Origin of the sequence: Actinomadura sp. NPDC023710 (genome assembly GCF_040639875.1) — a bacterium.
Taxonomy (GTDB): Bacteria; Actinomycetota; Actinomycetes; order Streptosporangiales; family Streptosporangiaceae; genus Spirillospora; species Spirillospora citrea.
The window spans coordinates 58154-70507 of the sequence record NZ_JBFAGB010000036.1; the positions used below are offsets into that span (position 1 = coordinate 58154).

At 72.6% G+C, this 12354-nt stretch carries 10 protein-coding genes; 7 read left to right on the forward strand and 3 right to left on the reverse strand.

Features of this window, described 5'->3' with window-relative positions; genetic code table 11:
- Positions 1–53 precede the first annotated feature (53 nt).
- The 7 genes from AB0H37_RS33570 to AB0H37_RS33600 all read left to right on the forward strand — a co-directional run bounded on the left by AB0H37_RS33570 (position 54) and on the right by AB0H37_RS33600 (position 9672).
- Positions 54–1412 carry an extracellular solute-binding protein gene (locus AB0H37_RS33570; protein WP_329089114.1) on the forward strand — a complete coding sequence of 453 codons (1359 nt, stop codon included), beginning with the start codon at positions 54–56 and terminating at the stop codon, positions 1410–1412.
- An 89-nt stretch (positions 1413–1501) separates the two neighbouring features.
- Positions 1502–2473 carry a sugar ABC transporter permease gene (locus AB0H37_RS33575; protein WP_360616832.1) on the forward strand — a complete coding sequence of 324 codons (972 nt, stop codon included), beginning with the start codon at positions 1502–1504 and terminating at the stop codon, positions 2471–2473.
- Positions 2470–3261, forward strand: a complete 792-nt coding sequence (locus AB0H37_RS33580) for a carbohydrate ABC transporter permease (RefSeq protein WP_179835762.1) — start codon at positions 2470–2472, stop codon at positions 3259–3261. Before AB0H37_RS33575 ends, AB0H37_RS33580 begins: the two co-directional genes overlap by 4 nt.
- 19 nt (positions 3262–3280) lie before the next feature.
- On the forward strand, positions 3281–5971 hold the full coding sequence (locus AB0H37_RS33585; protein WP_360616833.1) for a sugar-binding protein: 2691 nt from the start codon (positions 3281–3283) through the stop codon (positions 5969–5971).
- A 138-nt stretch (positions 5972–6109) separates the two neighbouring features.
- A complete protein-coding gene (locus AB0H37_RS33590) occupies positions 6110–7243 on the forward strand; it encodes a S1 family peptidase (RefSeq protein WP_360616834.1) in 1134 nt (377 codons plus the stop codon).
- Positions 7244–7410: 167 nt separating this feature from the next.
- The gene (locus AB0H37_RS33595; RefSeq protein WP_179835760.1) at positions 7411–7980 is read left to right on the forward strand and encodes a TerD family protein; all 570 of its coding nucleotides are present in this window, start codon (positions 7411–7413) and stop codon (positions 7978–7980) included.
- Between the two features lie 6 nt (positions 7981–7986).
- Positions 7987–9672 (forward strand): TerD family protein, encoded by a 1686-nt coding sequence (locus AB0H37_RS33600; RefSeq protein WP_360616835.1) that lies wholly within the window; start codon positions 7987–7989, stop codon positions 9670–9672.
- On the opposite strand, the gene AB0H37_RS33605 is transcribed toward AB0H37_RS33600, so the two are convergent.
- From AB0H37_RS33605 to AB0H37_RS33615, 3 genes are all read right to left on the reverse strand, one after another.
- Complete coding sequence (locus AB0H37_RS33605; RefSeq protein ID WP_229810382.1) at positions 9673–10164, reverse strand: hypothetical protein; 492 nt, start codon at positions 10162–10164, stop codon at positions 9673–9675.
- A gap of 32 nt (positions 10165–10196) precedes the next feature.
- A complete protein-coding gene (locus AB0H37_RS33610) occupies positions 10197–11006 on the reverse strand; it encodes a metalloregulator ArsR/SmtB family transcription factor (RefSeq protein WP_360616836.1) in 810 nt (269 codons plus the stop codon).
- Between the two features lie 78 nt (positions 11007–11084).
- The gene (locus AB0H37_RS33615) at positions 11085–12308 is read right to left on the reverse strand and encodes an MFS transporter (RefSeq protein ID WP_360616837.1); all 1224 of its coding nucleotides are present in this window, start codon (positions 12306–12308) and stop codon (positions 11085–11087) included.
- Positions 12309–12354: the final 46 nt, after the last annotated feature.

Genomic DNA, 12354 nt, shown 5'->3' on the forward strand with positions numbered 1-12354 from the left:
GTCCCCGACCGGCGCGGACGCAGCAGGACAGAGAGCAAGAGGGAGCCGTAGGAATGCCGACACTGACGAGGAGAGGGGCGGCCGCCGCGGTCGCGGCCCTCGCGACCGTGCTCGCGGCGGCGTGCGCCCCGGGCTCGTCCGGCGACGAGCCGGAGACCAAGGCGCCCGCCGCGGTGAGCACCGACGTGGCCAAGGCCGGGAACGTGACCCTGACCGTCTGGGACCAGGAGGTCCAGGGCGGGCAGAAGAAGCAGATCGAGGCGCTGAACCAGCGCTTCGAGGCCAAGTACCCCAACGTGAAGATCAAGCGGGTGTCGCGGTCGTTCAGCGACCTGCAGAAGACGCTCCGGCTCGCGCTGTCGGGCGGCAGCCCGCCCGACGTCGTGGAGGCCAACCAGGGCTACGCGTCCATGGCGCAGTACGTCAAGGCCGGGATGCTCCTCCCGCTCGACTCCTACGACCAGGTCTACGGGTGGCGCAAGCGCTACCCCAAGGGCCTGACGGACCTGAACAGCGTCACCAAGGACGGCAAGCTCATCGGGTCCGGCAGCCTGTACGGCGTCTCCCTGAACGGCGAGATCGTCGGTCTCTACTACAACAAGGAGAAGCTCGCCAAGCTCGGTGTCCAGCCGCCGAAGAGCTGGGCGGAGTTCGACCAGGCGCTCGCCACGGCCAAGGGCAAGGGCGAGGTCCCGATCGCGTTCGGCAACCTGGAGAAGCTGCCCGCGATGCAGCTGTACGGCATCCTCCAGGACGGCGCCGCCGAGAAGGAGGCCGTCCGCAAGCTCGTGTTCGGCAGCGGCGGCTCCTGGACGGACGCCCCGAACGTCCAGGCGGCGCAGAAGCTCGGCGACTGGTCGAAGAAGGGGTACTTCACCAAGGACGCCAACGCCGTCAAGTGGGACGACACCCCCGTCAACTTCGCCAAGGGCGACGGCGTGTTCATGTTCGGCGGGACGTGGTGGGCGTCCGAGCTCAACGACAAGATGAAGGGCAAGGTCGGCTTCATGCTGCCGCCCCCGGCGCAGGCCGGGGCGCCGTCGGCGACGATGGGCGGCGAGAGCCTGCCCTGGTCGATCACCGCCAAGAGCAAGCACCCGGACGTCGCCGCCGCCTACATCAACTTCATCACCTCCCCGGAGGCGATGGACGTCTCGGTCGAGACCGGCAACCTGCCGGCGCTCGCCGCGCCCTCCAAGCAGCCGGCCGAGCCGCTGCTGAAGGAGGTGTCGACGGCGTGGGCCGAGCTGAGCAAGAACGACGGCATCACCCCGTACCTCGACTACGCGACGCCGACCTTCACCGACGCGTTCGGCGGACCGCTGCAGGAGCTCATCGCCGGGCGCAAACCGGCCGATGAGGTCATGAAGGCGGCCCAGGACGACTACTCCGCTTTCCAGAAGAAGAAGTAGGGATCGGCCATGCCCGCCTCCGTCCGCGCCTTGCCTGCGGCGCGGACGGAGGCGGGACGGCGCCGGACGCACGACCAAGGAGCCCGCACATGACGACCGTCGCGCGGCGAAAGACCTCCAGGCACAGGCGCGAGGCAGCGGCCCCGCACGCGGCCCGGCGGCAGGGCCGGCCCGTCTCCGGATCACCCGGGGAGCCCGGCCGGATCGGCTGGCTCTACACCCTGCCGGCCCTGCTGGTCTACGGGGCGTTCCTGCTGTGGCCGCTGGCGCGGGGAGCGCAGTTCTCCCTCTACCACTGGGACGGCCTGGGCGAGGCGACGTGGGCGGGGTTCTCCAACTACACCGCCACCTGGTCGGACCCGTCGCTGCGCGGCGCGTTCGGGCATCTGCTCGTCCTCATCCTGTTCTACTCCGTGCTGCCGTGCTGCATCGCGTTCGTCCTGGTCGGCGCCATGTCGCGGACGAAGATCCGCGGCCTGACGTTCTTCCGGACCGTGCTGTTCCTGCCGCAGGTCGTCGCGATGGTCGCGGTGGCCGTGGCGTGGCGGTGGGTGTACTCCACCGACGGGCCGGTCAACACCGTCCTCGGCTGGCTGCACGCCCTCGGCCTGCCGGACTGGCGGCGCGGCTGGTTCGGCGACTTCACCTTCGCGCTGCCCGCGGTCGGGGCCGTCGGGACGTGGGTGGGGATCGGCCTGGCGATGGTGCTGTTCCTCGCCGGGGTGCAGAAGATCCCGCGGGAGCTGTACGAGGCCGCGCGGATCGACGGCGCCGGGGCCGTCCGCGAGTTCTTCGCCGTCACCCTGCCGGGGCTGCGGCGCGAGCTGGCGGTGGCGCTCACGCTGACGACCATCATGGCGATCCGCAACTTCGACCTCATCTACATGGCCACCTCCGGCGGGCCGGGCGACGCGACGAAGGTGCCCGCCTACGAGGTCTACAACCGCACGTTCAACACCGGTGAGGTCGGCCTCGGCTGCGCGATCGGCGTCACGCTGGCGGTGCTGGCGTTCGCCGTCACGGCCGGCGTCCGGCGGCTCGTGGAAGGGAAGGACGCATGAACGTCCGGGCGGAACGGTTCGTCAACCACGCGATCCTGGTCGTCTTCTCGGTCATCGCGGTGTTCCCGATGATCGGGGTCGTCGCGCAGGCGCTCCAGTTGCCGCACGCGGACCTGTCCACGTTCGGCACGGCCTGGCGCGAGGGACACTTCGCCACCTACCTGCGCAACAGCTTCATCGTCACGACCGTCACCGTCGTCGTGGCCGCGGTGCTGTCGATCATGGCGGGCTACGCGCTCGGCACCATGCGGTTCCGCGGGTCCGGCGCGCTGTTCCTGCTGTTCGTGGCCGGACTGACGATCCCGACCGAGGCCATCGTGGTCCCGCTGTACTTCGACCTGAGGTCGGCCGGGCTCGACAACAGCTACGCCGGGCTCATCCTCCCGCAGGTGGCCATGTCTGTGGCGTTCGGCACGTTCTGGATGCGCGCCTACTTCCGCAGCGTCCCCCGGTCGCTGCTGGAGGCGGCCCGCATCGACGGCGCGTCCGGCTGGACGACGCTGTGGCGCGTGCTCGTGCCGGTCGGCCGCCCGGCCATCCTCACCATGGTGCTGCTGACCACCATGTGGACCTGGAACGAGTTCCTGCTCCCGCTGGTGATCGTCAACTCGGACGAGGGGCTGCGCACCGCGCCGCTCGGGCTGTCCTTCTTCCAGGGCACCCACAAGACCGACTACTCGCTGCTCATGGCGGGCGCGCTGATCATCGCCGCGCCCATCGTGATCGTCTATGTCTTCCTGCAGCGCCAGTTCATCGCAGGAATGCTCTCGGGGGCCGTCAAGGAGTAGGGAAAGAACAGGAGAGTTCATGCGAAGACTCGCCCTACCCGCAGTCCTGTCCGCCGCGCTCGCGGCCATGGCCGTCGCCCTCGCGGGTCCGCCCGCGCAGGCGGCCGACCCGGGCGGCGCCGGTTCCGCCGACGGTCGGCTCGACGTCCTGTTCGTCGGGGCGCACCCCGACGACGAGGCCGGCGCCCTGTCGACCCTCGGCCAGTGGAACGAGGACGCCAAGGCGAAGATCGGCGTCCTCACCGTCACCCGCGGCGAGGGCGGCGGCAACGCCTCCGGAACCGAGGAGGGCCCGGCACTCGGGCTGCTCCGCGAGAACGAGGAGCGCCGCGCCGTCGGCAAGGCCGGCGTCACCGACATCCACTACCTGGACAAGGTCGACTTCTACTACACGGTGAGCACGCCGCTCACCGCCGAGACCTGGGACCACGACAAGACCCTGGAGAAGGTGGTCCGGCTCGTCCGCGAGACGCGGCCGAAGGTGATCGTCACCATGGTCCCCGCGCCGCTCCCGGGCCAGCACGGCAACCACCAGCAGGCCGCCCGGCTCGCGACCGAGGCCTACTTCGCCGCGGCCGACCCGAAGTCCTACCCCGCGCAGCTCGGCCGTGAGGGGCTGCGCACCTGGGCGCCGGGACGCCTGTTCCAGACCGGCGGAGCATCGGGGCCCGTCGGCTCAGGCTGCGCCGCCAAGGGGACGCCGTCCGCCGCGGCGTCGGTCGCCTACGGCGTGTGGGGAGGACGCGCGTCCGCCCGTAACGGCGGCAAGACGTGGGCACAGGTGGAGCGCGAGGCCCAGCGGACGTACGTCAGCCAGGGCTGGGGCGGTTTCCCGGACGTCCCGTCCGACCCGGCCCAGATCGGATGCGACTACTTCCGGCAGATCCACAGCCGGGTTCCGTTCACGCTCGGGAACGCCGACCCGTCCGCGATGCTGGAGGGCGCGGTGCTGCCCGCGAAGGGCGGCCTCCCGCTCGGCAGCCGGTTCTCGCTGACGACGGACGCGTTCGGCGTGACCGCGGGTCGTCCCTTCAAGGTGACCGCGCACGCGAGCTCGCCCGAGCGGCTGCGGGCGGCGAAGGCGACGCTCGCGGTCCCGACGGGTTGGAACGTGACAGGCACCGGTGCGCTGGGGGCGGTCGGCCGCTCCGAGCGCACGGCGACCTTCACCGTCACGCCCCCGCCGGGCGTCAAGGCCGGGCGCGCGCAGCTCTCGGCGACGCTCACCGGCGGCGGCGCCGAGGGCCAGACGGCCACCTCCGTCGAGGTCCGGCCCGCCGTCACCGGCGTCCTTGAGCCGCTGCCCCGTGTTTCGGACTTCGACACCTGGGCGGACAAGACGGGCGTCCCGGCTCTGACGGGGCAGGTGAAGCGGGTCCTGACGCTGGCGTCCGGCGCGTCCCGCCAGGTGCGCGTGGACCTGTCCAACACGACCGCCTCGGCGCAGTCCGGCACGGTCAAGCTGGGCCTCCCCGCGGGCTTCACCGCCGACGCCGCGTCCAAGCCCTACACCCTCGACGCGGGCAAGACGGGCTCGGCCACGTTCACCGTCACCAACGCCGACAAGTCGCTGCCCACCTCCAACGAGGGCGGGACCGACGGCGACTACGACCTGACCATCACCACGACCTCCTCCGCGGGCGACACCGACGTGCAGAACGGCGCCCTGGAACTGGTCCCGGCGGCCGAACTGCCGAAGGCGTCGACCGCGCCGGCGGTGGACGGCAAGGAGTCGCCCGGCGAGTACCCCGGGCCCGAGCTGAACCTGTCCCGGCGCTGGGAGGGCTCGGCGTGCGAGTCCGCCGACGACTGCTCGGCCACCGGCAAGGTCACCTGGACCGACAAGGCGCTGCACGTGCTGGTCAAGGTCCGCGACGACAAGCAGGGGACGGTGCTCGGCGCCGACGACTGCAAGCGGCACTGGCGCACCGACTCGGTCGAGATCGGGATCGACCCGCGCGGCGACTCCGAGAACACCTCCACCACCTTCAAGACCGGAATCTTCCCCAAGATGTCGGACGGGAAGCCGTGCTTCGAACGCGACGCGGACGCGCGCCAGGGCCCCGGCGAGGAGACCGCGCCGGGCATGCGGGTCGCCTCGACGGTCGCCGATCCCTACGCCGGGTACGTCGTCGAGGCGGAGATCCCGTTCACGGCGCTGCCGACCGCGGTGGACCCGCGGCGCATGGGCCTGAACGTCTTCGTCTACGACTCCGACACCCAGGACAAGACCGGCCAGACCCGGATCGGCTGGTCGACCTGGGGCGGCGTCCAGGGCGACCCGTACCGGTGGGGCCTGGTGTCCCTGCCAGGCCACACCCCGCCGTCCGGCATGCCGACCACGCCCCCTCCGCCGGTCATGCCGACCGACGCGACGCGGTCGGTGAACGCGCCTGAGTCGATCATCCAGGCGGTGCGCACGGGCGTCCCGCTCGCCGCCGGACCCGCGGCGCCGCGCTCGGACACCGCGAGGATCGCCGGCCGGCCCGCCGTCTCCGGCGGCTCCACCACCGTCAGACTCCTCGCGACCGGACCGGGCACCGCGCACGTCCACGTGTGGGACGGAAGGCTGCTCGGCACCGAGCAGGTCGAGATCCGCAAGGCGGGCACCACGACCGTGACCGTGCCGGGCGCGACCGGCACCCTCACCGTGGCCTTCGAGGCGGCGAAGGGAGGAACGGCGAGCAGCGCCGTCCGCCTGGGCGGCTGATCCGACCCGCCGGGCCGGGGAGCGGAAACGCCCCCCGGCCCGGCGGCAGGACGCAGGAACACCGAGGCGCATTGAACTCCGTCCCGCCGGGGCGCGTATCCCCACGCGTAGATCGACACCCCGGAACCGGGAGGGTTCATGAGGCGCCGGAAGAGCGTGAGGAACAGTCGGCTGCGCACCGCGGTCACGATGACCGCGGTGGCCGCCGGATCTGCCGGGCTCGTCGCCGGCTCGCTGTACGTCGTGCACACCGAGGGACGGTCCGGCGGGCAGGAGGCCAGGCTCGCGGGCGACGCCCGGGCGGGCCGCGGGAAAGCCGCGCCCACGGGGCAGGCCGCCACGAAGGCCGCGAGGATCGCCGGCCGGCTCGGCGACCGCACGACCGGCGCCTACGTCGACTCGGCGGGACGCCCCGTCGTCACGGTCACCAACGCCACGGACGCCGCCGCGGTGCGCGCCGCGGGAGCCGTCCCGAAGATGACGCGGCGCAGCCCGGCGACGCTCAGGCGGGTGACCGGCGCGCTGCGCCGCTCGGTGTCGGACATCCCCGGCACCGGATGGGCCGTGGACCCCGCGACGTCCAGGGTCACGGTGTGGACGGACGCCACGGTCACCGGCACGCGGATGGCCGCCGTCCAGCGCACCGCCCGCCAGATGGGGGCGGCGGTCCGGATGGTCCGCATCCCGGGCAGCCTGCACACGCTAGCGCTCGGCGGCGACGCGATCTTCGGCCAGGGCGCGCGCTGCTCGCTCGGCTTCAACGTCAAGCGCGGCGGGCAGGACTTCTTCGTCACCGCGGGGCACTGCGGCAACGAGGTGCAGAACTGGGCCGCCGACCAGGAGGGCGCCGAGGCCCTCGGCACGACGGTGGAGAGCGACTTCCCCGGCAACGACTTCGCGCTCGTCCAGACCGAGCAGGGCGGGGCCGGCCAGAGCGCGGTCAACCTCTACAACGGCCAGGCGCAGGAGATCACCGAGGCCGGCGAGGCCGTGGTCGGCCAGCGCGTGTTCCGCAGCGGCAGCACGACCGGCGTCCACGCGGGCAGCGTCACCGCCACGGGCGCCACCGTGAACTTCGCCGAAGGGACGGTCACCGGCATGATCCAGACGACGGTGTGCGCGGAGCCGGGCGACAGCGGCGGACCCCTCTTCGCCGGCGGCACCGCGCTCGGCCTCACCTCCGGCGGCTCGGGCGACTGCCGGACCGGCGGCGTCACCTTCTTCCAGCCCGTCACCGAGGCCCTCCAGGTCTTCGGCGCCGAAATCGGCTGACCCCGCGAAAAGGAGGCCCAGGCCACATTCGGCCTGGGCTTCTTATTGCCGGCGGTATCGCCTGCGACACCTGAGCCGCGAATCGGATGACAACGAGCGGATCGGCTGAAAGGCTGTGCGCGCACCGTGTTCGGGGTGCCTTCAGGGACAGCGAGGAGGCGACGGTCGTGACCGTCTCAATGGTGAAGGGTCAGCGAATTTCGCTGGAGAAGCCCGGCGGTGCGCTCAGCATGGTCCGGATGGGCCTCGGGTGGGACGCGGTGAAGAAGAAGGGCTTCTTCGGCTCCCGGGAGCGGGAGATCGACCTCGACGCGTCCTGCGTGCTCTTCGCCGACGGCAACCTCGCCGACGTCGTCTACTTCGGCAAGCTGGTCAGCGACGACGGCTCGGTCCGCCACACCGGCGACAACCTCACCGGGGCGGGCGACGGCGACGACGAGTCCGTCATCGTCGACCTGGGCAGGCTGCCCGTGCACGTCACCTCGCTGGTGTTCACCGTCAGCTCCTTCAACGGGCAGACGTTCAACGAGGTGGAGAACGCCTTCTGCCGCCTGGTCAACGAGGCGGACGGCGGCGAGCTGGCCCGCTACACGCTGACCGGCGGCGGCGCCCACACCGCCATGGTGATGGCCCGCCTCTACCGGCACGGCGAGACCTGGAAGATGAACGCGATCGGGGAGCCCTGCCACGGCCGCACCTTCCAGGACATGCTGCCCACGATCGTCGGGCTCGCCTGACCGCCCATGGCCGAACTGTCGCCCGGCGCCAACGCACCGGTGCCCGCCCGGCGCGTGACCGCCACCGCGTCCTGCGCCGTCCCCGTCGATGTCAGCGCCCTGCTCGTGGGTCCCGGCCTGCGGGTGCGCTCCGACGCCGACCTGGTGTTCTACAACGCGCCCGAGGCGCCCGGCGTGCGCTGGTCCGGCGACGGCCGCCAGCGCGTCGAGGTCGACCTCGACGCGGTCCCGGCCGACGCCGCGGCGGTGCTGATCGCGGTCAGCCTCACCGGCGCGACGACCTTCGGCACGATGCCGCCGCCCCGGCTCGTCCTCACCTCGGGCACCGGCGACCCGCTCGTCGAGTTCACCGTCCCGGGTCTCGGCCCGGAGAGGGCCATCATCGGGCTGGAGCTCTACCGCCGCGACGGCCGCTGGAAGGTGCGGGCCGTCGGCCAGGGCTACGGCGGCGGCCTGGCCGAGCTGCTCGAAGCGCACGGCATCGAGGTGGACGACCCGGGCGAACCCGAGCCCGCCCCCGCCGTCGGCCCGCCCCCGCCGATCCCCTCACCCGCGGTCCCTCCGCCCGCGGTCCCTCCACCGGCGGTCCCTCCACCGGCGGTCCCTCCACCGGCGGTCCCTCCACCGGCGGTCCCTCCGCCCGCGAGCCCGCCGCCCGCGGATTCGCGGCCGGCGTCGCCGTCGGCCTCGGAGGTCGGCTATGTCGAGCGCTGCTGGCTCGTCTGGGAGGACGCGAGCCGGTCACTGGCGGCGTTCCACTCCTCCACCGAGCACGCGCTCGTCCTGCGCAACGAGGAGATCGCCGGACGCAAGCCGCCCGGCGGCTTCCAGCGGCTCATGGAGGCGGCCGACCAGCGGCTGCGCTCCGACGCCGCGCAGCTCCGCGACGAGCTGGCCCGGGTGGAGCCGCAGGTCACCCCGGAGGCCGCGCCCTTCGACGCGCCGGCCTGGCTCACCTGGCAGCCCCGCCCCGACCTGGCCGAGGGCATGCTGCTGGGCCGCCTGTCCACCGCCGAGCTTCCCGCCCTGCAGGTGCCGCTCGTCCTCCGGCTGCCGCTGCGGCGCGCCGTGTGGATCTCGCGGGGGACCATGCCGGGCGACTCGGCCGCCTACGCGTGGTCGCTGGTGACGCGGTTCCTGGCGGCCGTCCCGCCCGGGCTCGTCGGCCTGGAGGTGATCGACGCCGCCGGCCTGTCGGGCGCCGGCTGGCTGCACGGGTTCGACCCGTCCACCACCGCCCGCCTGCTCGGCGGCGGCGTGGCGACCGGCCCGGCGGCCGCCGAACGCCTCCGCCGCCTCCTCGACCTGGTCGACCTGCGCCGCATCGGCGGCGACGACGGACCGGCCGCGGGACCGCCGCTGCGCCTGGTCGTCGTCCTGGACGCGGGCGCCGCGCTCGACGGCGAGGATGCGCACCACCTCCTGCGCCTGGTCGAGGACGGACCGCTGGTCGGCGTCCCGGTGCTCCTGGTGGAGACCGACACCCCCGCGGCCGAGTCGGTGCGCACCATGCGCGTCCGGCAGTCCTGCAACGACCTGCCCTCCAGCGAGGGCTCCATCGGCGACTCGTGGGTGGGCGCGGAGTGGGCGCTGACCCCCGAGGTGCTCCCGGACACGGCGGGCGGCTCCCGGGTCCCCGCCCTGTTCGCCCACGTCCTCGGCATCCACGCCCGCGCCGGCACCGCGCCGTAGTCAGTCGCCCCCGGCGCCGCTCGGCGCGAGGGCGAGGATCTGCCGGGTGTGGCCGGGCAACTCCGTCTCGGTCAGACCGCCGAGCAGGTCGCGCAGGGGCACGGGCTGGTCGACCAGGAGCGCGCCGTTGGACACCAGCCGGGTGGGCACCAGCGTGTCGAGTTCGGCGTCGCTGAGCATCGGCCCTCCGAGCGAGCAGAGGGCGTCCGCCTGAAGGGCGATGCGGTCCCGGAGCCCCGCGCCGCCGCCGGCCTGCGCGATGACGCGCTCGATGGTCCAGCCCTCCTGGGCCATGCGGTTGTCGTAGGTCGCGATCGCGCCCGAGGCGACGGCGGAGACGGCGGCGATCGTGACGGCGCTGATGATGCTGACGTGCGCCAGGATCTGCTCGGCGTTCCACTCGCCCGGCGGCGGGACGGGATCGGTGTCGGCCACGCCGGCGGCGGCGTCCAGCAGCGCACGATAGGCGTCCCGCAGCGGAGCGGTGTCCATGATGTCTTCCTTCTGCTCGTGGGTCGGCCGGCTCAGGCGTGCGTTCCGGACATCTCCCACGGCACCTGCGGGAGGACGTCGCCGGTCTCCAGCAGCGACTTGAGGTTCGCCACCACGGCCGGCCACCCCTGCGAGATGCCGTTGAGCATCTCCTCGTTGGGGAGGTTCTCGTGGGTCACGGTGAGCCGGACGATGTCGTGGTGCGGCTCGACGAGGAAGGTGACGACGGACGCGTCCCTGGGCGGTTCGACGCCGGGGGAGTCCTCGAAGGTGATGGCCAGGCGCGTCGGCGGCTCGGCCACCAGCACGCGGCCGACGCCGTCGACCACGCCTGATCCGTCGGAGCGCCGGTGCTCCCAGGGCGAGCCCGGCCGCCAGTCCGAGATGTTGGCGTGCCCCCAGTAGCGCGCCGTCAGATCCGCGTCGGTCAGGGCGCGCCACACCTGCTCCGCGCTCGCGCGGATGTAGGTGACGTAGACGTAGGTCGGAACGGTCGTCGATTCGCCGGTCATCGCGTACTCCTCTGCCTGGGTTTTGAGGGCGCTGAGCGCTTGCAGCCGTGGCCTGTCGAACTCTGAGATCCAGCGCTCCTCGATCTCGTGGATGGGCGCCGGGTTGAGGTAGTGGAGCCGTGCCCGCCCCCGCCTGACGACGGTCACGAGGCCGGCGCCCACCAGGACGTCGAGATGCTGCGTCGCCGACTGACGCGCCATGTCAAGCCGCTCGCACAGCTCACGCAGCGTCTGCCCGTTCTGCTCCCGCAGCCGGTCGAGCAGCAGGCGCCGCGTGGGATCGGCCAGCGCCTTGAAGACCGCGTCCATCCCGCCCGCTTCCAGATTCACCCTCTCATTATGCAGGCATTTACCTGCCTAACGTCAAGCGCGTCCCCCGATCCGGCGGTTCACCTGGTACGCGCCCCGTCAGATGGCCCGGGCGTCCCTGGAGACGGCCAGGTGCCCGCGCGGTCGTTGTGCCCACCGGACGGCCAGTGGTGCCGCCAGACCTGTCAAGGCGAACAGGGCTCCCACGACGTACCAGCCGGGACGTCCCCACGTGATGCACAGGAAGATGAGGAGGCCGGGGCCGAGAGCCTCGGCCAGCCCGGCGCCCAGGCCGAACACGCCCAGGTACTGGCCGGTGGCATGGTCGGGAGCGAGGGCGAACGAGACCTCGAATCCCCCTGCGGAATGCCACAGCTCACCGAGTGTGTGGATCACGACCGCGGTCAGCAGCAGGACCACGGCGGCCCACGCCGGCGTCCCCGCGGAGAGCGAGACGAACGAGCACGAGAGGAGGAAGGCCGCACCCGCCCGCCGGTAGGCGCCGCCCCCGCTCGCGGGGGAGTCGATGCTGCGGCTGGCCCGCACCTGGAACACGATGACCATGACGGTGTTGAGGACCATGGTCCCCGAGACGAGCCATCGAGGCGCGGTGGTCGCCTCGACCAGCCAGAGCGGGATGGCGACGGTCAGCACCTTGAACTGGACGGCCATGATCCCGTCGATCGCGGTGAGCGCGAGGTACGGCCGGTCGCGCAGGGCGGTCCACCGCGGCCCCTCGACGACGGGCCCGGGCGGTACGGCGGGCAGGAGGAACATCACCGCCGCGGACACGGCGAAGGCGGCCGCGTTGCCGATGACCAGGAGTTGGTAGGCGGTGAGCGTACCCACCTGTACCGCCCAGCCCGCCAGCACCGCCCCGAGCGAGATGCCGACGTTGGTCACGGCGCGAAGGTAGGCGCGGAACTCCTGTGGCCGGTCCCCGCCGTAGCGCCGTATCAGCGGGCTGCGCGCCGCGAGCCCCGCGGCCTTGGCCCCGGTGGCCACGCATACCGCGACGAGGAAGGGCCAGAAGCGGTCCGCCAGCACGAATCCCGCCGTCGCCAGCGCTTGGACGACGAGGGTCGCCGCGTAGACGCCGCGCGCTCCCTTGGCGTCCGCGAGATGGCCGACGCCGATTCCCACGGCCAGCGAGACGAGCCCGGCGATTCCGAGACCGGCGCCGACCTGGCTCGCGGGAAGGTGCACCGCCTGGGTGAAGTACAGGACGCCGGCGGTCAGGTAGAGACCGCTGCCGACGGTGTAGACGAAGTTCGACGCCGCGATGACGCGCTGCGGCCCGGCGGGGGGCATCGGATGGGGCATGGGCCGGCTGCACTCCAGGAGTCGAACCGAGAAGGCATTTGTTGCG